The sequence below is a fragment of the Bradyrhizobium elkanii WSM2783 genome, assembly GCF_000472865.1.
GTDB classification, from domain to species: domain Bacteria; phylum Pseudomonadota; class Alphaproteobacteria; order Rhizobiales; family Xanthobacteraceae; genus Bradyrhizobium; species Bradyrhizobium elkanii_A.
Genome location: NZ_AXAP01000066.1, coordinates 1 through 20,643 on the forward strand (window position 1 = coordinate 1; position 20,643 = coordinate 20,643).

Below are 20,643 nucleotides of genomic sequence, written 5' to 3' on the forward strand. Positions count from 1 at the left end.
CGTCCACCGCATCTCACCGCAACGTTCGTGACGATCGCGATCCGCCCCTCTCTTGGGTGAGACGCGCGGAGTTAAATCACTGATTTGCCCGACGGCGAAAGGGAAATGTTTTTCGCTGATAGTCTGGACACGTTTCTGCTGATTTGCCCGTCGGGTTGATATGTCGCACCCAAAGCAACCACAACATCATTGCGAGCCAACGGATAAGCGCGAAGCGCCGCCCGATGACAGGCTCCGGGAAGCAATCCATAGCGCAGCGAACGGAGGCATGGATTGCTTCGCTCCGCTCGCAATGACGGAGGCTGTCATTCCGGGGCGTCCAAAGGACGAGCCCGGAATCCATTTCGCAGCTTGCGCCAGCGGATGAATGGATTCTCTGATGTGCAATTGCACATCATAGCTCGCGCTGCGCCCGCCCCGGAATGACCGCGGCAGTTGGCAACGGGTGGAGCATAAGTGCGACGGACGAGCGCGAGACTCGTGCTTCGGCAATCGCCGATTGGGCATGGAAGCCTCCCGCATTTCGGCTTTGCCGTCATTGACGGCACGTATATCGTTCGCGGCAGGAAACCGACCCCGGTGAAATAGCGGGTAACGATGTCCAGTGATGCGAGGAAAACCATGTCCGATACGCTCCTGTTCTCACCAATGACGATCCGCGGCATCACGCTGAAGAACCGGATCGTGGTGCCGCCAATGCATCAATATTCGGCCGTGAAGGGATTTCCGACCGATTGGCATTTGATGAATGCGGGCAAGTTCGCCGCCGGCGGCGCGGGGCTCGTCATTGTCGAGTCGACCAAGGTCGAGCGGCGCGGCTGCGGCACGGTCGGTGATCTCGGCATCTGGGACGACAAGTTCATCGCGCCGCTCAACCGGCTCGTCACCTTCATCAAGCAACAGAACGCGCTTGCCGGCATCCAGCTCGGCCATTCCGGACGCAAGGCGCGCGCAACGCGGCCGTGGGAAGGCGACGGTCCGCTGCAGCGGTCGCCTGAGATCGAGGACTGGGACGACTGGACCCCGGTGGCGCCGAGCGCAATCGCGCATAGCACGCGCTGGCCGGTACCGCGGGCGCTGGAGCGCAGCGAGGTGAAAGATCTCGTGCAGGCCTGGGGCCAAGCCGCGCGCCGCGCCAATGAGGCTGGCTTCCACGTGCTCGAATTGCACGGCGCCCACGGCTATCTCGTGCATGAGTTCTTGTCGGAACGCGGAAACCAGCGCACCGACGAGTATGGCGGCTCGGAAGAGAAGCGCATGCGCTTCATCATCGAAGTGACGGAGGCGGTGCGCAGCCATTGGCCCGACCACAAGCCGCTGTTCGTGCGGCTGTCGGTGGAGGACAATGCGGGCTGGGGGCCGGAGCAGAGCGTGCGGCTCGCCCGCATCCTCAAGGCGAAAGGCGTTGATGTCATCGATTGCTCGTCCGGCGGCATCACCGACATCGCGCCGATCGGCAAGGAAATCAAGTACAACTACCAGGTGCCCCTATCGGAATACGTCCGCCGTCACGCCGACATCCTCACCATGGCCGTCGGCCTCATCATTCATGGTGACCAGGCGGAACAGATCCTGCGCGAAAAACAGGCAGATCTGATCGCGATTGGGCGCGAAATCCTCAACAACCCGAACTGGCCGATGGACGCCGCGCTGAAGCTTGGCGTGGACGGGCCATTCCGTAATGTTCCGCCGCAGTTCGGCTACTGGCTGGGCACGCGCGCCAAACGGGGCTTTGGAACCAATCCGTCAACCTGGCAGAGCGGCCTCCAGGAGGGACGTCCATAGCGGCGCACGAGCAACGCACGATGTCGTGAGCGACGGTATTTCTCCGGTACAATTGGCCTTGATCCGACCAAAAAGGCATTGTGTGTTTGTCCACGTCGGGTGAGAACGACGATTCATCACAGTCGTGGCGGCTACAGCGGGAAGGATCGCACGCATGCGCAGGAATTTTGGCTTTCTCCTCGGCACGGTGACCGGTGCTGGCCTTACCCTTCTCGTCACCGCCCCGCAGGGCGCCAATCTGGTTGCGGTCGCCAAGGCCGCGGTCCGCTCCGATACCTATTCCCAGCTCAATCTGTTCGGCGACGTGTTCGAGCGCGTCCGGACCGATTATGTCGAGAAGCCCGACGACTCCAAGCTGATGGAGGGCGCGATCAACGGCATGATCTCCTCGCTCGATCCGCATTCTCGTTACATGAACGAGAAGGGCTGGACCGACATGCAGGAGACCACCCACGGCGAGTTCGGCGGCCTCGGCATCGAAGTCACGATGGAGGATGGTTTCATCAAGGTCGTCGCGCCGATCGACGACACGCCGGCTTCGCGTGCCGGCATCATGTCGGGCGACATCATCACCCAGATCGATGACGAACAGATCCAGGGCATGACGCTGGATCAGGCCGTCAACAAGATGAAGGGCCCGCCCAACAGTCAGACCAAGCTGAAGATCATCCGCAAGGATGCCGACAAGCCAATCGACGTCGCCATCACCCGCGAGATCATCCGCGTGCGCCCGGTGCGCTTCCACACCGATGGCGGCAATATCGGCTATATCAGGATCAACTCGTTCAACGAGCAGACCACCGAGGGCCTGCACAAGGCGATCGCCGATATCTCCAAGGAGATCCCGCAGGACAAGCTTGCCGGTTATGTGATCGACCTGCGCAACAATCCCGGCGGCTTGCTCGACCAGGCGGTGTCGGTGGTGAGCTCGCTGATGGCGCGCGGCGAGGTGGTCTCGACCCGCGGCCGGTTGCCGGAGGAAACTCAGCGCTTCACCGCTCGCGGCGGCGACATGACCAAGGGCAAGCCGCTTGTGGTCCTGATCAACGGCGGCTCGGCCTCTGCCTCCGAGATCGTGGCCGGTGCGCTGCACGACCACAAGCGCGCGACGCTGATCGGCACCCGCACCTTCGGCAAGGGCTCAGTGCAAACCATCATTCCGCTCGGGGCTGGCAATGGCGCGCTGGCGCTGACCACCGCGCGCTATTTCACGCCGTCGGGCCGATCGATCCAGGCGCAGGGCATCGCGCCCGATATCGAGATCCTGCAGGATGTGCCGGACGAATTGAAGACGCGTGCCGAGATCAAGGGCGAGGCCTCGATGCGCGGGCATCTGGCGGCCGAAGGCACCGAGCAGACCGGCTCGCAATCTTTCGTCCCGCCTGACGAGAAGAACGACAAGGCGCTGAACGCTGCCTACAACCTGTTGCGTGGCGTCACCGTCAACGCCGACGCCAAGGGCGCGCCGAAGCGGACGATCCCGAACTGAACATCACGTTGACGCGGGAGGACCGTCTCAGGGTTCGTCATGCCCGGGCTTGTCCCGGGCATCCACGTCTTTTGCTGCTGTGCAAGCCTCTTCGTGGATGGCCGGGACGAGCCCGGCCATGACGGGCCTCAGGCAGGAATCGTAGGGTGGGCAAAGCGCAGCGTGCCCACCGTCCGCGGGCGGTGCAAGAAAGGTGGGCACGCTGCGCTTTGCCCACCCTACAGGATTCAATCAGGTTCAGCGCGCGCGGATGGCGGATGAATCCGAGCGGTGGGTCCGCGGGCGCTTGCCGGTCGGCCGGATCGGCGGATCCTGAGTCCACATCCCGTAACCCTGGTCGATGTAGCGCTGATAGCCGCCTGTATAGGGGTTGCCCGGACCTTTGTTCTGGCAATTGGCGTTGGGGTAGAATTGCGCGCAATAGCCGGGCTCTGAGATCACCTGCTGTGCCATTGCCGGCGCGCTGACCACGCTGAGCGCTGCAGCCGCACCAAGAAGCTTGAAGGCCCACATTGCGTTGCTCCTTCAAAAGGCTACGCCAAATGTAACACCGCAAGCGGTGACGCACTCCGGGCCACCCGGTCACAGCCGCGTGACAGAGCAGTCGTGGCGCAAGCCGTTTGAATGGGTGTCAGCGATCCGCGGCGCGATAGTGGCCGGACTTGCCGCCCTGCTTCTCGACGAGGTGGATCCCTTCGATGCGGACGCCGCGTTCCACCGCCTTGATCATGTCGTAAATGGTGAGGCAGGCGACCGAGACCGCGGTCAGCGCCTCCATCTCGACGCCAGTCGGGCCGGTGACCTTGACGGTCGCCTGCACGATGCAGCCCGGCAGTTTCTCGTCCGGCTCGATATCGACCGTGACCTTCGACAGCGCGAGCGGATGGCAGAGCGGGATCAGTTCCGAGGTCCGTTTCGCCGCCATGATGCCGGCAATGCGCGCGGTGCCGAGCACGTCGCCCTTCTTGGCATTGCCTGAGACGATCAGCTCGAGCGTTGCCTTGCTCATGATGACGCGGCCTTCGGCGACGGCTGTGCGTTCGGTCGCGGGCTTGGCGGAGACGTCGACCATGCGTGCCTCACCGCTGGCATCGATATGGGTGAGGGCGGGACCTCCCTTTGACTTCTCCGCCATCGCTTTAACGGGTTCCGGTGGCGCGTGGCGCGCTTTTGCGTGGGAGCAGCGCGCGGGTTGCCGCTGTTACATCGGCCTGACGCATCAGGCTCTCGCCGACCAGGAAGGTCGACATGCCCACGCGTTCCAGCCTGGACAGATCGTCCGGCGTGAAGATGCCGCTTTCGCCGACCATCAGCCGCTCCTTCGGGATCAGCGGTGCCAAGGCCTCGCTGGTCGCGAGCGTGGTCTCGAAGGTGCGGAGATTGCGGTTGTTGACGCCGATCATCGGCGAGCGGAGCTTCAGCGCGCGGTCGAGCTCGGCGCGGTCGTGGATTTCGACCAGCACGTCCATCTGAAGCGCGAGCGCTGCGTCCTCGATGTCCTTGGCGGCGGCGTCGTCCAGCGCGGCCATGATGATCAGGATGCAGTCGGCGCCGTGGGCGCGGGCCTCGAGCACCTGATAGGTGTCGAACATGAAATCCTTGCGCAGCACCGGCAGATTGGTTGCCGCGCGCGCCGCGACCATGAAGTCGAGATGGCCCTGGAACGAGGGCGTATCCGTCAGCACCGAAAGGCAGGCCGCGCCGCCGGCCTCATAGGCGTTGGCCAGGACAGGCGGATCGAAATCGACGCGGATCAGGCCCTTCGATGGCGAGGCCTTCTTGATCTCGGCAATCAGCGCGTAATCGCCGCGCGCATGCTTTTCGCGGATGGCGCGCACGAACCCGCGCGGCGGCGACGCCGCCTTGGCGCGCGCCTCGATCTCGGGCAGCGGATGCGCGCGTTTGGCTGCGGCGATCTCCTCGCGCTTATAGGCTTCGATCTTCTTCAGGATGTCGGACATCGCGGACCCTTTGTCTCTATGAGCATCATCTTTTCGGAAAACCGGTTCCCACTTTTCCGGATCATGCTCTAGCTGTTGGAAACCGCGATCAAATGTTTGAGCTTCGCGGCGGCGGCACCGCTATCCAACGAATTGGTCCCGAGCGCGACGCCTTCCTTCAAATCTTTGGCACGGCCGGCGACGATCAGCGCCGCGGCGGCGTTGAGCAGCGCGACGTCCCGATAGGCGCTCGGCTCGCCGTTGAGCACGCTGAGCAGCGCCACCGCGTTGGCATCGGCATCGCCACCCTTCAGCGCCTCGCTGCCGACGCGGCCAAAGCCAGCATCGTCAGGGGAAACTTCGAAGGTTCTGATCTCGCCGCGCTCCAGCGCCGCGACGAAGGTCGGGCCGGTGAGGGTGATTTCGTCGAGCCCGTCGGAGCCGTGCACCACCCAGGCCGCTTCGGAGCCGAGATTATTCAGGACCTGCGCCAAGGGCTGCACCCATTGCCGCGAGAACACCCCGACCATCTGCCTCTTGACGCCGGCGGGATTGGAGAGCGGGCCGAGCAGGTTGAAGATGGTACGGGTCGCAAGCTCGACCCGGGTCGGGCCGACATTCTTCATGGCCGGGTGATGGGCGGGGGCGAACATGAAGCCGATCCCGGCTTCCTGGACGCATTGGCCGACCTGGGCCGGGGTAAGATCGATCTTGACGCCGAGCGAGGCCAGCACGTCTGCGGCGCCCGAGCGCGACGACAGCGCGCGGTTGCCGTGTTTTGCGACCGGCACGCCCGTGCCGGCCACGATGAACGAGGCGCAGGTCGACACGTTCACGGAGCCGGAGCCGTCGCCGCCGGTGCCGACCACGTCGACCGCATCAGGCGGCGCGGTCACCCGTAGCATCTTGCTGCGCATCGCCGACACCGCGCCGGTGATCTCGTCAACGGTCTCGCCGCGCACGCGCAGGGCCATCAGGAGGCCGCCCATCTGCGAGGGCGTGGCTTCGCCCGACATCATGCTGTCGAAGGCGCTTGCGGCTTCGTCGCGCGACAAGGTTGCGCCGGTGGCGACTTTCGCAATTATCGATTTCAGGTCGTCCATCGCCCGCCCGTGAAGATTTTAGAGCATGATCCGGAAAAGTGGAAACCGGTTTTCCCTCGCGACAAACGCGAAGCGTTTGCGCGGAGATCATGCTCAAACAAAAGATGAGAGCAATGATCTAATCGGATCATGCTCAGTTGTTATTCGCGCCCGTCACCTGTGCGAAGGCGGCCTGATTGATTGTGGTTCCGATGTCTTTTTCGATCTTGTTGACGTATTGCGCGACCTGCTCGTCGGTCAATCCGCGCTGCAGCGCCTCTTTCAACTTCTTCACCTCCTCGGAGGAAAGATCGACCGGCGGCACGATGATGTCGGTGACGCGGAAGACGACGCGCTCGCCACCGGTACCCGTGGCCTGACCGACGCCATCCTTGGCGGTGCGGAACGCAGCCGCGACCACGCTCTCAGGCACGGCCGGAAGCGAGGCATCGCGGCGGAATTTATCCGCAGTCTCGACCTTCACGCCGAGTGCGGAGGCTTCGTCGGCCAGCTTGCCGCCGGCCTCGACCTTCTTGACGATCTCGGTTGCCTTTTCGCGCAGCCTGGTCGCGATCTGGTCCTCGCGCCATTTCGCCTCGACCTGGGCGCGCACCTCGTCGAGGCTGCGCTCGCGCGACGGCGTCACGCCGAGCACGTCGTACCAGACGTAGCCGCCGCGGAACTGGATCGGCTCGTTGTCGACGCCGACATCGCTGCCGAAGGCCTGCGAGACGACATCGAGGCCGGTCGGAATGTTCGCCACGGGCTGGCCGTTCGGCATGCGGCCGGAGCGGTCGACGGCGTCGATGGTGACGGCGGCGAGCCCAAGCTTCTGCGCCGCCTCGACGAGGTTGGCGCCGCCGCCGCGCTCATCTTCCATCTTGTTGTGGAGATCGGCGACCTTCTCGCGGGCGCGCTCGGCTGCGATCTGCTTCTTGATCTCGCCGGCCATGCTTTCATAGGTCGGCGTCGTGCCCGGCTCGATCTTGCCGACCTTGACCAGCGCCACGCCAAAGCGGCCCTGCACCGGCTGGCTGACTTCGCCTGAGGGCAGGGAGAACGCCGCATCCGCCACCGCCGGATCGAGGATCGCCGACTTCGCGACCACGCCGAGATCGACGTCGGACAGATTGAGGTTGCGTTCCTTGGCGAGGTCGTCGAACGAGGTGTTCGAGGTCAGCCGCGCACGTGCGGCAGTGGCTTCCTCCACGTTCGGAAACACGATCTGCGATACCTCGCGCTTCTCCGGCGTGCCAAGCTGGTTGCGGCGCTGTTCGAATATCTTCTTGGCATCCTCGTCGGAGACCTCGGTCCACTTGCCGATCTCCTCGGGCGTCACGACGACGAACGCGATCTTGCGGAATTCTGGCGCGCGGAACTGGGCCTTGTGATCCTCGAAATAGGCGGCGAGCGCCTCGGGCGAGGGCGGGTCGATGGTGCCGGCCTGCGCTGCGTCGAGCTTGATGTACTCGATCGAGCGCTGCTCGTTCTGATAACGGACCAGGGCCTCGATCAAGGTCTTTGGCGGCTCGATGCCGGCGCCGATCGTGCCGGCGATCTGGCGGCGGAGGCCGACGCGGCGCTGCTCGGCGAGATAGCGCTGCTCGGTGTAGCCGAACTGGCGGATCACGGACTGGAAGCGCTGCGGCTCGAACTGGCCGTTCAGCCCCTTGAAGTTCGGATCGTTGTAGATCGAGCGCATCGTCTCTTCCTGAGACTGGCCGAGCCGAAGCCGCCGGGCCTCCTCGTCAAGGGCCGCTTCCGCGATCGTCTGCTGCAGCACCTGGCGGTCAAAGCCGAAGGCGCGCGCCTGGTCAGGCGTCAACGGACGGCCGAACTGGCGGCCGACCTGCTGCAGCCGGTCGGTGTAGATCTGGCGGAACTGCTCGGTCGAGATTTCGGTGCTGCCAACCTTGGCGAGCGTCGACTGGCCGAACCCCTTGAAGATGTCGGCAATGCCCCAGATTCCGAAACTGACAATCAAAACGCCCATCACCACGGCCATGACGATCTTGCCGAGCCAGTTTGATGAGGCTGTCCGAATTCCTCGAAGCATGGGTCCAACTTGTTTGAAAAGGAGGGGAACCGGGTCGCGCCCGGGGATGATCCGATAAGCGGATTCCTTAAAGCGCGTCACCGAGTTGGGAACGCATCATAAAGTGGCAACTGCGCCGTCGCAACCTAGAGCATGATCCGGAAAAGTGGACCCCGGTTTTCCGGAAAGATCATGCTCAAACAAGAAGCTAACGCGGGACGGCGGATGCCGTCCCGCTATGGCGGCGATTTGTAGCGGTGGACCGCCGGGTCTGGAAGTGAGAGCCGGGCTCTGCTAGCGCATGTCGACCACCATCTCTCGGGAATCCTGCCATGACCGACGCCATCCGGCCGCTGATCGCCGGCAATTGGAAAATGAACGGCCTGAAAGCCTCCATCGGCGAATTCGACGCCATGCTGGCGGGGGCCGGCGCGCTGGCCGGCAAGGCCGATCTCCTGGTCTGCCCGCCGGCGACCTTGATTGCCGCCTTTGCTGACAAGGCCCGCGGCGCGAAGGTCGCCGTCGGGGCCCAGGATTGCCATCCCAAGGCCTCCGGAGCCCATACCGGGGACATCTCGGCGGAAATGCTGGCGGATGCCGGCGCCAGCGCCATCATCGTCGGCCATTCCGAGCGCCGCGCCGACCATGGCGAGACCGATGCGCTGGTCCGCCAGAAGGCCGAAGCTGCCTGGCGCGCAGGCCTCACCGCGATCGTCTGCATCGGCGAGACCCGCGAGCAGCGCGATGCCGGGCGGGCGCTGGATGTCTGCGGCACCCAGCTCAAGGGCTCGCTGCCGGACGGTTCGACTGCGGCCAATTTGGTGGTCGCCTACGAGCCGGTCTGGGCGATCGGTACCGGGCTGACCCCGACGGTGCAGGATGTCGAGCAAGTTCATAAGTTTATCCGGAGGTTCTTGACGGAACGCTTCAAAGGAGAGGGCGTAAATGTCCGGATTCTCTATGGCGGCTCCGTAAAACCCTCGAATGCGGCCGAGCTATTGGGCGTTGCCAATGTCAACGGCGCGCTGGTCGGCGGTGCCAGCCTGAAGGCAGCCGATTTCCTTGCGATCGCGGCGGGCGCTCCCTAGCTGGATTGCGGCGGTTATTGGGGTGGCGTTGCCGGTCCCGATCGTGTAACACCGCGCAACTTCAGGAAAACCCGCTGATAGCGTGTGAGCCGCCGGAACCCGGCGCTTCTAGGCTTGCGACGGAAGGTCACAATGCAGACTGTCGTCATCGTCATCCACCTCATGATCGTCGCCGTGATGATCGGGGCCGTGCTGCTGCAGAAATCCGAGGGCGGCGGCCTTGGCATGGGTGGGGGCGCGGGCTTCATGTCGAGCCGCGGCACCGCGAACCTGCTGACGCGGACCACCGCGGTCCTGGCGGTATTGTTCTTCGCGACCAGCCTGTTTCTGTCCTGGCATGCCGGCCTCAGCCGCCAGCCGACCTCGGTCCTCGGCACCGGCGCCCCGGCGCCGACGCAGCAGCCCGCTGGCGGCGCGCCGATCACGCCGCCGACCTCGGGCGGCATCCTGGATTCGCTGAAGAAGGCCGACGAACAGCAGGGCCAGCAGGCCCCCGCCGGCGGCCCGCAGGCGCCGCGCTCGCAATAATGCGGGGTGGCTATGCAGGGTGCAGGACTGGCGTCCTGCGTCAGGAATCGCCATTAACGGTCTGACTAAGCAGTAAAATTCACGTCACTCACAGCCCGGCAACAAGTTTGCCGGGAGGACACGAATCATTTTGGCGAATCGCCCTCGTCGAGATAGAGGTTAGGCCCCATGGCGCGGTACATATTCATCACCGGCGGCGTGGTCTCCTCACTCGGCAAGGGTCTGGCTTCAGCGGCATTAGGTGCCCTGCTGCAGGCACGCGGGTACAAGGTCCGCCTCCGCAAGCTCGATCCTTATCTCAACCTCGATCCCGGAACGATGTCGCCGTACCAGCACGGCGAAGTGTTCGTGACCGACGACGGCGCCGAGACCGATCTCGATCTCGGCCATTACGAGCGCTTCACCGGGCGGCCGGCGACCAAGGCCGACAACATCACCACCGGGCGCATCTACCAGGACATCATCTCGAAGGAACGGCGCGGCGATTATCTCGGCGCCACCATCCAGGTGGTCCCGCACGTCACCAACGCGATCAAGGAATTCGTGCTCGACGGCAACGGCGGCTATGATTTCGTCCTGGTCGAGATCGGCGGCACGGTGGGCGACATTGAGGGCCTGCCGTTCTTCGAGGCGATCCGTCAGCTCAAGAATGAATTGCCGCGCGATCATGCGGTCTACATTCATCTGACGCTTTTGCCGTACATCCCAAGTGCGGGCGAGCTCAAGACAAAACCGACGCAGCACTCGGTGAAGGAACTACGCTCGATCGGCATCCAGCCGGATATCCTGCTCTGCCGCACCGACCGCGAGATTCCGAAGGAGGAGCGGCGCAAGCTCGGGCTGTTCTGCAACGTGCGCGAAAGTGCTGTGATCGAGGCGCGCGACGTCGACAACATCTATGCCGTGCCCGAGGCCTATCACGCCGCCGGCCTCGATGACGAGGTCTTGGCCGCGTTCGGGATCGCGCCGAAGATTCCACCGGCGCTGCAGAGCTGGCACGTCATCAACGAGCGCGTCCGCAATCCCGAGGGCGCCGTGACGATCGCGATCGTCGGCAAATATACCGGGATGAAGGATGCCTATAAGTCGCTGATCGAGGCGCTCTCCCATGGCGGCATCGCCAACAAGGTGAAGGTCAATCTCGACTGGATCGAGAGCGAGGTGTTCGAGAACGAGGACCCCGCGCCGTTCCTCGAGCACGTCAACGGCATCCTGGTGCCCGGCGGCTTCGGCCAGCGCGGCGCGGAAGGGAAAATCCGGGCGGCGCAATTCGCCCGCGAGCGCGACGTGCCGTATTTCGGCATCTGCTTCGGCATGCAGATGGCGGTGATCGAGGCCGCGCGCAATCTGGTCGGCATCGAGCAGGCCAATTCCACCGAATTCGGCCCGACGCCTGAGCCGTTGGTTGGCCTGATGACGGAATGGCTGCGCGGCAACGAACTGGAGAGGCGGTCGCAGGCTGGCGATCTCGGCGGCACCATGCGGCTCGGCGCGTATCCTGCGGTCCTCAAGCGCGGCAGCCGCGTCTCCGAAGTCTATGGCGGCGCCACCGAAATCTCCGAGCGCCATCGCCACCGCTACGAGGTCAATACTGCCTACAAGGACCGGCTCGAGCAGCACGGCCTGCGCTTCTCGGGCCTGTCACCCGACGGCGTATTGCCGGAGATCGTCGAATACGAGGACCATCCCTGGTTCATCGGTGTGCAATTCCACCCCGAACTGAAGTCGCGCCCGTTCGAGCCGCATCCGCTCTTTGCCTCGTTCATCCAGGCGGCGATGGCGCAATCGCGGCTGGTCTAGGCCGTCATTCCGCGATGCGCCGAAGGCGCAGGCCCGGAATCCATCGGGCCGCAAGCTACGTGGACAAATGGATTCCGGGCTCGCGCTGCGCGCGCCCCGGAATGACAGGGTACGATTAAACTACGATTGATCCGCGTGAAGTTATGCGCGCGCCGCTGCGTGGCGTGCGTGGCCCGCTCAAGACAGTCTCCCTCGCAACGGCTATAAGTGCTGCACCGAGCGCACAACAATCAGGGAGGACTGCCGAATGATCTATGAGACCCGCGTCTATCGCTGCCTGCCGGGCCGGCTGCCGGCACTGCTCAAGCGCTTCGACACCATCACGCTCAAGCTGTGGGAGAAGCACGGTATCAAGCAGGTCGGTTTCTTCACAACGCTGGTCGGCGAATCCAATCAGGAGCTGACCTACATCCTGGCTTGGGAATCCCTTGCCGATCGCGAGAAGAAATGGACGGCGTTCCAGAGCGATCCGGAATGGATTTCGGCGCGGGCCAAGACCGAAGAGGATGGCCAGATCGTCGGCAATATCGTCAACCAGTTGCTGGTGCCGACCACATTCTCCGCGCTGAAGTGAGGCTCAGTGCAACCCTGATATTCCCGGGGGCAATACGGGGTTGATCCTGGTGTCGCGGATCGGCATGGTCCGCGCGAAATTGAAAGGACACACCGTTGAACGCCAAGACCTCGGCGGCCCCGATCGTCAATGTCGGCCCGGTCAAGTTCGGCAACGATCTGCCGATCTCAATCATCGCCGGCCCTTGCCAGCTCGAGAGCCGAGCGCATGCGCTGGAGGTGGCCGGCGCGCTGAAGGAGATCGCAGGCCGCCTGAACGTTGGGCTGGTCTACAAGACGTCCTTCGACAAGGCCAACCGCACCAGCGCATCCGCCGCGCGCGGCATCGGGCTGGCGCAGGCGCTGCCGATCTTTGCCGAGATCCGGTCCTCGCTCGGCCTGCCTGTCCTGACCGACGTGCACGAGCCCGCGCAATGCGCGGAGGTTGCGCCGGCGGTCGACGTGCTGCAGATTCCGGCCTTCCTCTGCCGGCAGACCGATCTGCTGCTTGCGGCCGCCGCAACCGGAAAGGTCGTCAACGTCAAGAAGGGCCAGTTCCTCGCGCCGTGGGACATGGCCAATGTGGTTGCAAAACTCACTAGCGCCGACAACCCGAACGTGCTGGTGACCGAGCGCGGCGCGTCCTTTGGCTACAATACGCTGGTCTCCGACATGCGCGCGCTGCCGATCCTGGCGCGCACCACCGGCGCGCCTGTTATCTTTGACGCCACCCATTCGGTGCAGCAACCGGGCGGGAAGGGGGCATCCTCGGGCGGCGAGCGCGAATTCGTCCCCGTGCTGGCGCGCGCGGCCGTTGCGGTCGGCGTTGCCGGCGTCTTCATCGAGACCCATCCCGATCCCGATCGCGCCCCATCCGACGGGCCGAACATGGTGCCGCTCCGCGAGTTCGAGGGGCTGGTCAGGACGCTGATGCAATTCGACGCGCTCGCCAAGAAGGCGGCGCGTTGAGGGGGCGGGTGCGAAACGCGTGACCGCAACTGGCCGCCTGCCGCCGGCGCTCAACATCATTGCGATCGCGACCTTTGCCGCGAGTCTTTCGGCGCGTGCGCTCGATCCGGTGCTTCCGCATGTCGCCGACGAGTTCAGCGTCAGCATCGCAACCGCCGCAAGCTTTGCCGCGGTGTTCGCCTTCACCTTCGCTATCGTCCAACCGCTGCTGGGCGCCGCCGCCGACCTGTTCGGCAAGGCGCGGCTGATGATCATCTGTCTCGTGCTGCTCGGGCTCGCCAACATTCTCGGCGCGCTGTCGACATCCTTCTCGATGCTGTTCGCCACTCGCATCCTCGCCGGCATCGGCTCCGGCGGCGTGTTTCCGGTCGCGCTCGGGCTGACCAGCGATCTCGTGGCGCCCGACAAGCGCCAGGTCGCGATCGGGCGAACGCTGGCTGGCGCCATGACCGGCAACCTGCTGGGCGCTTCGGCCTCCGGCCTGATCGGCGATTTCCTCGGCTGGCGCGGCGTGCTCGCCGTGCTCGGCGCCCTCGTCGTTCTGGCTTCGCTTGCGGTGCTCGCCGGCTTCCGTGGCGCGAAGCTCGCGCATCCGCCCAAGACGAGCTTTTCTGCCTTGAAGCAGGGCTACCGCACCATCTTCACCAATCCGAACGCGCCCGTCTGCTATTCGGCAGTCTTCATCGAAGGCTGCTGCGTGCTCGGGCTGTTTCCGTTCGTGGCGTCGTTCCTGTTCGATCTCGGTGAAACTTCGCTGTCGATCGCGGGCATCGTCATCGCGGGGTTCGCGGTGGGCGGCCTGTTCTACACCATGACCGTATCGCGCTTTCTGCCACGGCTCGGCGTCAAGGGCATGATGATCGCAGGCGCGACGCTGGTCGCCGTCCAGCTAGTGGCCGTCGCGTTCAGTCCCGGCTGGAAGATGCAGGCGCTGAGCCTGCTGGCGATGGGCTGGGGCTTCTACATGATCCATGGCTGCCTGCAGGTATTCGCCAGCGAGCTGTCGGTGGAGGCGCGCGCGACCGCGATGTCCCTGCATTCGTTCTTTTTCTTCATGGGCCAGACCGTGGGCCCAATCGCCTATGGCTTCGGCCTCGCGCACGCCGGAAGGGTGCCGACCTTGCTGACGTCGGCCGCAATCATGATCGCGCTGGGACTAGCCTGCGCCACATTGCTGAAGCAGAGGATTCCGGCCGACGCCGCCGGTCGTCCCGACGTCGCTGCGTAGAGTGTTTCCTCGCCAGGGCAAGTACTCGAACAGGCCGAGACCCCACGCGAAGGCCGCGATGACGAAGCCGGTGGCGACCACGCGCCAGCCGTAGAACATCTCGATTTTCGCTTCCGGGCGGGCCGGCATCTGTACCCCCACCGCCGATCTACATGCGGATGAGGACGACGCCACCGACAAGCATGATGGCGCCGGCAACGCGGATCGCGGTGATGGGATGGACCGGAACCCCCATCAGCCCGAAATGGTCGAACACGATGGAGCCGAACATCTGGCCCGCGATCAGCAGGGCGAAGAAGGTCGCCGCGCCGAGTTGGGGAACGAGGAAGATGCCCAGACCGATGAAGATTGCGCCGAACAGGCCGCCGCTCCATGCGAACCAGGGAATGCGGGACGCCGTCGCCACAGACGGAATCGGATCCTGCAGGAGCAGCGCGAGCCCCACCATGCAGATGACGCCCAGCAAGTAGCTCATGAAACCCGACCAGGCGGCCGACGTCAGCGCCGCGCGCAGGTTTGCGTTGAGCGCCTGCTGCACAACGAGACTGATCCCGGCCGCGACGGCCAGGATCATGGGAAAGATGAGCTTCAGCATGTTATCTCCGAGTTCTTGTGCTCGGCTCCCGAACGACGAGCGGACGCTCAGGCTGGAAGCGGAATGAGAGGGGCGACCTCGCGGTCCTGAGGGTTCTCGCTTGCAGCAAGCCCCGCAACGACGCCGACACGGTCCGCCTCCGGACGGTTTTGACTCATCTTGCGCTTGCCCTCGAAGCGGGTGACCGGGATACGCACGCCGACGATGCCGCGCAACTGGGATGCGATGAAATCCGCCGGAGCATCCGAGACGGCCCATGGCTTAGCGCGCGCCCCTTCATGCCTGTTGGTCAGGCGCGTTACCGCATCCAGCAGCCGCTCTGGCTCCTGAAAGAACTCGACCGGGCCGTAGGCGTGGACGGCAACGTAGTTCCAGGTCGGCACGACCTTTCCGGTCTCTTGCTTGGTCGCGTACCAGGAAGGCGTCACGTAGGCATCCGGGCCGGTGAAGATCGCGAGGGCCTCGCCGAGCGAAGGCAGGCGCCACTGCGGGTTGGCCTTCGCGAGGTGCCCATACAGCGTGCCATGTTCGCCCTCGCTCTCGTCGAGGAACAGCGGCAGAGGGGTGGCAACCGGGCCGTCGGTGGTGGCCGTGACCAAACTGGCCAGACGGGCGTTCCGAATGGTCTTCCGGATGCTCTCGACGTCGTCTTCCTTGAAGGCGGGGGGTATGTACATCGGGTATCTCCGTTTGGGCGCGGAGATAGTCGAAATCTGGCCTACGGGAAACGACCAGTTTGTAACGATTTTGCCGGTCCAGCTAGCCGGCCTCGATTTCCTCCACGGCGGCAGCGAGGAGCTTGCAGCCGCGATCGATCTGCCGCGCCTCCAACGCCGAATAGCCCATGACGAGCCCGACCGCGTCAGGACGGGCGCGCCGCCCGTGACGGCGGCGATCGTACAAAGCGGAGACGGGGTAGATGCCGACGCCCTTTGATCGGGCCGTCCGGATCAACGCCTCTTCCGATGCCTGCGGCAGGCCATCAAACCACGCGACGACATGCAGGCCGGCCGCGGCGCCCTCGATCCGGACCCGGTCTCCAAACCGGCGGTGCAGCGCTTCCAGCAGGGCCTGGCGGCGTTCGGCATTCCGCCGGCGGGCGCGCTTCACGTGGCTGTCGTAGGCGCCGCTCTCCAGCATCGAAGCGAGCGCGTCCTGTTCGGCCAGCGACGTGTGCCTGTCCATGATCTGCTTGGCGGCGGCGAACGCGGATCGGAGCGCGGCCGGCACGACGAGGTAGCCGATCCGCAGCGTCGGCGAGAGCGTCTTGGAAATGGTACCGAGGTAGACGACGTTGTGGCCCTCTTCGAGGGCGTGGAGCGGCGGCACGGGCTTGGTATCGTACCTGTATTCGCTGTCGTAATCGTCTTCGATCACGCAGGCGCCGCTTTGCCTGGCCCAGGCGAGGAGTTGGTGTCGCCGCGCGATCGGTAGCACGCCACCCAGCGGATACTGGTGTGAAGGCGTGACGTAGGCGAGCCGGGCTTCAACTCCGGCGAGACGTTCCGTTTCGAGTCCGTCTCCGTCGACCGGAATGGGCACCGCAATGGCACCCGTCGCCGCGAACGTATGCCTCGCCATCAAGTAGCCGGGATCTTCCATGACGAAACGGTCGCCAACATCGAGCAGCAGCCGCGCACAGAGGTCGAGCCCCTGCTGCGATCCGTTCACGACGACGATCTGGTCGACGTCGCATCGTACGCTCCTCGATCGCCACAGATAGCCCTGCAGCGCCGTCCGGAGCCGCAGGGCACCGCATGGGTCGTCGTAGGCCAGCCGCTCGGGTCGTCGCGTCACGGCGGCGACTATCGCTTTCTTCCACGCGAGTACCGGAAAGTCGGCCGGCGATAGATCGCCGTATCTGAAGTTCGCGACGAGATCGCGCAGCGGTTCGGTCCAGCGCGGCGGGTCCTTCCGCAGACGTTCCCCGAACTCCGACAGTGGCACGCTGCGCGTCGGCGGTCGGGAGACCGCGTGCGACTTGCCTCCGTCGACGACGGAACGGGCAACGCGCGGACGCGCGCCGTGACGGACGTCGATGAAGCCTTCGGCCGCCAGTTGTTCGTAAGCTACCGTTACTGTGGATCTCGATACGCCGAGCTCGCCAGCAAGCGCGCGGGACGACGGAAGCAGACCGTCGGTGCCGTATGTCCGACCCAGGATCTGGTCTCGCAAGGCTTCGTAGATGCGCCGCGCTCCCATGCGCCCGCTGTCGCGCTTCGGATGCTCTTTGATCTGGCCCATGAAAGATTCCGAAAGCCGAAAGTTTTCAAAGGCCAGTTTGCCGTCCTCCGGAACGGATGCCAAGCGCGGCGGTGCAAGCGGGAAAGTGAAGCGAACGCAGGCCCGATTTGGCCAAACGGCATTATTGCTTCAGCCCCGTCCGCGGTAGGGCGCGACGCCCTGGTCGGGGACCCACACGCCTTTGGGCAGACGGCCGGTCTGGAAGAATACGTCGATCGGAATGCCGCCGCGCGGATACCAGTAGCCGCCGATGCGGAGCCATTTCGGCTTGATCTCGCTTGCGATCCGCTTGCCGATCATCACCGTGCAGTCCTCGTGGAAGGCGCCGTGATTGCGGAAGCTCGCGGCGTAGAGCTTCAGCGATTTGGACTCGAGCAGCCAGCGGCCCGGCACGTAGTCGATCACCAGATGCGCGAAATCCGGCTGGCCCGTCACCGGACAGATCGAGGTGAATTCCGGCACGGCGAACCGCACCAGGTAATCGGTGCCTGCCTGCGGATTGGGAACGCGGTCGAGCACGGCCTTGTCCGGAGTGTCGGGCCATTTGACGGCACGGCCGAGCTGCAGGGGTCTTTGCGCCATGAAATCTGTCCTTCGGGGAGCGCTGACATGGACGCAAGCGGGGTTGTTCGTCAACCGTCAAGGGGAGGGCGCAAGCGCGTCAGATCGCCGACGAGCACCGGCAAGTTTGCGTCCTATGCCGGCGCCGTCGTTTGAATCATGACGAGACGGTCGTTGCCGGATTCGCCGCCCCAGGTCTCGCCCGGCCGGCCGTCGAGCTGCCGCACATTCGCGCCGGGCTTGTCGCTCGGGAACGAGCGAAACGTCTCCGTCATCGGATCGAAGCGCACGATCGCGTTCGCCGAGAAATCGGTGAGCCAGACCTTGTCCTTGTCATCGACATAGACCGCATAGGTGCGCGGATTCTCGCCCGGCAGTTTCCAGGCCTTCCAGGAGCCGTCGGCGGGATCGTGCATCGACACCTGGCCGCTGTTCCATTCGCTGATCCACAGGCGGCTCCGTGAATCCGACCAGATCCGCCGCGCGCCTTGCTTGGGCGTCGGCGGCTCGACCACGCTCGCTCGCCCTGTCGCGAGATCGATCCGGGCGATGTGGCTCCCTGCGAGCGAGGCGTACCAGACATCGCCCTTCGGCGTGACCGTGATGCCGTAGGGGCCGACGCCTCTCGGCGCCTCGAATATCTTCATCTCACCGGATTTGGGATCGAGCCGGCCATAGTAGCCGGACTGACCGGTGAACCAGTAGATTCCGCTTTTATCGAACACGCCGGTATTGAGGTTGGCATAGGCGAATTTTTCGGGCAGCGGAAACAGCCTCACTTTGTGATCATCGGGGTCGACACGGGCGATCGCATTCTGTCCACCTTCGGTGATCCATGGCGCGCCATCCGGGCCGAGGATGACCCCGTGAGGTGCGGCGCCCTGTCCGAGATCGATCAGCTTGTAGGCGCCGTTCCGCGGATCGAGCCGGCCGAGCTTCCCATTGCGTTGTCCGCAGAACCAGATCGTGCCGTCAGGGGCGGGCGTGACGTCGCGCGAACCCATTCCGCGGGCTACCGGGAAATATTTCACGGGGAACGCGCCCGCCTGAGGCTCTTGGGCGCGGGCCCCGCGCAATACTGTGGGTGTGGCCAAGATTGCGGCAGTGCTCGAAGCGAGAAATTGCGACGATTCATTGCGTTACCCCGGCTTTGTGAAACAATGGGTTGAAACGCGAAGATCAGCATAAACCTACCACATTGCCGCGTCAGATGCGTGCCAAAGCGTGAGCGTTCACATTTGCCTGCTTGCCGTGTATGACGCAGCGCATCCGACCAGAACCACACCTGAGGAAGTGCACATCATGACCGCTATCGTCGACATCATCGGCCGCGAAATTCTCGACAGCCGCGGCAATCCCACTGTCGAGGTCGATGTGGTGCTGGAAGACGGTGCGGTGGGCCGCGCCGCGGTGCCGTCGGGCGCCTCCACCGGCGCGCATGAGGCGGTCGAGCTGCGCGACGGCGACAAGGCGCGCTATCTCGGCAAGGGTGTGCAGAAGGCGATCGGCGCCGTCAACGGCGAGATATTCGAGGCGCTCAGCGACCATGCGGTCGAGGACCAGGTCCGGATCGACCAGATCATGATCGACCTCGACGGCACCCCGAACAAGAGCCGGCTGGGCGCCAACGCCATCCTCGGCGTCTCGCTCGCCTGCGCCAAGGCGGCCGCCGAATCCTTCGACATGCCGCTCTATCGTTATGTCGGCGGCACCTCGGCGCGGACCTTGCCGGTGCCGATGATGAACATCATCAATGGCGGCGTGCATGCCGACAACCCGATCGACTTCCAGGAATTCATGATCCTGCCGGTCGGCGCGGAATCCTTCGCCGACGCGCTGCGCTGTGGCTCGGAGATATTCCACACGCTGCGCAGCGAATTGAAGAAGGCCGGTCACAACACCAATGTCGGCGACGAGGGCGGCTTTGCGCCGAACCTGCCGACTGCGGACGCCGCACTCGATTTCATCATGAACGCGATCGGCAAGGCCGGCTACAAGGCCGGCGATGACGTCATGCTCGGGCTCGACTGCGCCTCCACCGAATTCTTCAAGGACGGCAAGTATGTCTATGGCGGCGAGAACAAGACGCGCTCGCGCTCCGAGCAGGCGAAATATCTCGCCGATCTGGTTTCGCGCTATCCGATCGTCACCATCGAGGACGGCATGTCCGAAGACGACATGGAGGGCTGGAAGGAGCTGACCGATCTGATCGGCGGCAAGTGCCAGCTCGTCGGCGACGATCTCTTCGTCACCAATGTGACGCGGCTTGCCGACGGCATCAAGAATGGTCGCGCCAACTCGATCCTGATCAAGGTGAACCAGATCGGCACGCTCACGGAGACGCTTGCCGCGATCGAGATGGCGAACAAGGCCGCGTACACCTCGGTGATGTCGCACCGTTCCGGCGAGACGGAAGACTCCACCATCGCCGATCTCGCGGTCGCTACCAATTGCGGACAGATCAAGACCGGCTCGCTGGCGCGCTCCGACCGGACCGCGAAGTACAATCAGCTCTTGCGCATCGAGCAGCAGCTCGGCAAGCAGGCAGTGTACGCGGGCAGGGCGGCATTCAAGGCGTTGGCATAACGCTCGTCGCGTCGAATACGCGCCCGATCACGGACGCGGGTCTGTTCCCGCGAGTCTGTTCCAATATCGGAACTCCTCGCGCGACGAAATCACCGTCGCGCGAGCCGAATTCGAATTTTGCAGGCGTTTCCTACGAAAGCGCTCAAGCTGTTTAAGACGAA

The 20,643-nt window shown here is 64.3% G+C and carries 19 protein-coding genes; 9 read left to right on the forward strand and 10 right to left on the reverse strand.

Translation table 11 applies throughout. From position 1 onward, the window contains the following. The first annotated feature begins 621 nt into the window (after positions 1-621). Positions 622-1,785, forward strand: coding sequence for an NADH:flavin oxidoreductase/NADH oxidase (locus YY7_RS53890; protein WP_035691800.1), 1,164 nt, complete (start codon positions 622-624; stop codon positions 1,783-1,785). Between the two features lie 154 nt (positions 1,786-1,939). After that, complete coding sequence (locus YY7_RS0136445; protein WP_028167517.1) at positions 1,940-3,274, forward strand: S41 family peptidase; 1,335 nt, start codon at positions 1,940-1,942, stop codon at positions 3,272-3,274. 237 nt (positions 3,275-3,511) lie between these two features. Here YY7_RS0136445 and YY7_RS0136450 read toward each other — a convergent pair whose 3' ends face one another. From YY7_RS0136450 to YY7_RS0136470, 5 genes are all read right to left on the reverse strand, one after another. Beyond that, positions 3,512-3,787, reverse strand: a complete 276-nt coding sequence (locus YY7_RS0136450; RefSeq protein ID WP_028167518.1) for a hypothetical protein — start codon at positions 3,785-3,787, stop codon at positions 3,512-3,514. A gap of 118 nt (positions 3,788-3,905) precedes the next feature. After that, entirely contained in the window at positions 3,906-4,409 is a 504-nt protein-coding gene (moaC, locus tag YY7_RS0136455) for a cyclic pyranopterin monophosphate synthase MoaC (protein ID WP_028167519.1), read from the reverse strand. A gap of 4 nt (positions 4,410-4,413) precedes the next feature. Further along, a complete protein-coding gene (trpC, locus tag YY7_RS0136460) occupies positions 4,414-5,235 on the reverse strand; it encodes an indole-3-glycerol phosphate synthase TrpC (protein ID WP_028167520.1) in 822 nt (273 codons plus the stop codon). Between the two features lie 68 nt (positions 5,236-5,303). Then, the gene (gene trpD, locus YY7_RS0136465; protein ID WP_028167521.1) at positions 5,304-6,317 is read right to left on the reverse strand and encodes an anthranilate phosphoribosyltransferase; all 1,014 of its coding nucleotides are present in this window, start codon (positions 6,315-6,317) and stop codon (positions 5,304-5,306) included. Between the two features lie 133 nt (positions 6,318-6,450). Beyond that, positions 6,451-8,352, reverse strand: a complete 1,902-nt coding sequence (locus YY7_RS0136470) for a peptidylprolyl isomerase (RefSeq protein ID WP_028167522.1) — start codon at positions 8,350-8,352, stop codon at positions 6,451-6,453. 311 nt (positions 8,353-8,663) lie between these two features. Between YY7_RS0136470 and tpiA the strand changes: the two genes are divergently transcribed. From tpiA to YY7_RS0136500, 6 genes are all read left to right on the forward strand, one after another. After that, a complete protein-coding gene (gene tpiA / locus YY7_RS0136475; RefSeq protein WP_028167523.1) occupies positions 8,664-9,419 on the forward strand; it encodes a triose-phosphate isomerase in 756 nt (251 codons plus the stop codon). A 132-nt stretch (positions 9,420-9,551) separates the two neighbouring features. After that, positions 9,552-9,947, forward strand: coding sequence for a preprotein translocase subunit SecG (gene secG, locus YY7_RS0136480; RefSeq protein WP_028167524.1), 396 nt, complete (start codon positions 9,552-9,554; stop codon positions 9,945-9,947). Positions 9,948-10,115: 168 nt separating this feature from the next. Next, complete coding sequence (locus tag YY7_RS0136485; RefSeq protein WP_028167525.1) at positions 10,116-11,747, forward strand: CTP synthase; 1,632 nt, start codon at positions 10,116-10,118, stop codon at positions 11,745-11,747. A 247-nt stretch (positions 11,748-11,994) separates the two neighbouring features. Then, positions 11,995-12,321: an NIPSNAP family protein gene (locus YY7_RS0136490; RefSeq protein WP_028167526.1), complete on the forward strand. Its 327-nt coding sequence runs from the start codon at positions 11,995-11,997 to the stop codon at positions 12,319-12,321. Positions 12,322-12,416: 95 nt separating this feature from the next. Next, on the forward strand, positions 12,417-13,268 hold the full coding sequence (gene kdsA / locus YY7_RS0136495) for a 3-deoxy-8-phosphooctulonate synthase (RefSeq protein WP_028167527.1): 852 nt from the start codon (positions 12,417-12,419) through the stop codon (positions 13,266-13,268). A gap of 19 nt (positions 13,269-13,287) precedes the next feature. After that, entirely contained in the window at positions 13,288-14,496 is a 1,209-nt protein-coding gene (locus YY7_RS0136500; protein WP_028167528.1) for an MFS transporter, read from the forward strand. Positions 14,497-14,644: 148 nt separating this feature from the next. Here the strand turns inward: YY7_RS0136500 and YY7_RS0136505 are convergent, their stop codons facing one another. From YY7_RS0136505 to YY7_RS53895, 5 genes are all read right to left on the reverse strand, one after another. Next, the gene (locus YY7_RS0136505) at positions 14,645-15,091 is read right to left on the reverse strand and encodes a DMT family transporter (RefSeq protein WP_028167529.1); all 447 of its coding nucleotides are present in this window, start codon (positions 15,089-15,091) and stop codon (positions 14,645-14,647) included. 47 nt (positions 15,092-15,138) lie between these two features. Then, positions 15,139-15,768 (reverse strand): FMN-binding negative transcriptional regulator, encoded by a 630-nt coding sequence (locus tag YY7_RS0136510; protein WP_028167530.1) that lies wholly within the window; start codon positions 15,766-15,768, stop codon positions 15,139-15,141. An 82-nt stretch (positions 15,769-15,850) separates the two neighbouring features. Then, on the reverse strand, positions 15,851-17,335 hold the full coding sequence (locus tag YY7_RS0136515) for a PLP-dependent aminotransferase family protein (protein ID WP_035691805.1): 1,485 nt from the start codon (positions 17,333-17,335) through the stop codon (positions 15,851-15,853). A gap of 129 nt (positions 17,336-17,464) precedes the next feature. Continuing rightward, on the reverse strand, positions 17,465-17,917 hold the full coding sequence (queF, locus tag YY7_RS0136520) for a preQ(1) synthase (RefSeq protein ID WP_027579121.1): 453 nt from the start codon (positions 17,915-17,917) through the stop codon (positions 17,465-17,467). A gap of 113 nt (positions 17,918-18,030) precedes the next feature. Then, positions 18,031-18,972 carry a Vgb family protein gene (locus YY7_RS53895; RefSeq protein ID WP_051397103.1) on the reverse strand — a complete coding sequence of 314 codons (942 nt, stop codon included), beginning with the start codon at positions 18,970-18,972 and terminating at the stop codon, positions 18,031-18,033. A 226-nt stretch (positions 18,973-19,198) separates the two neighbouring features. On the opposite strand from YY7_RS53895, the gene eno reads away from it, so the two are divergent. Then, complete coding sequence (gene eno, locus YY7_RS0136530) at positions 19,199-20,482, forward strand: phosphopyruvate hydratase (protein ID WP_028167532.1); 1,284 nt, start codon at positions 19,199-19,201, stop codon at positions 20,480-20,482. Positions 20,483-20,643 lie beyond the last annotated feature (161 nt).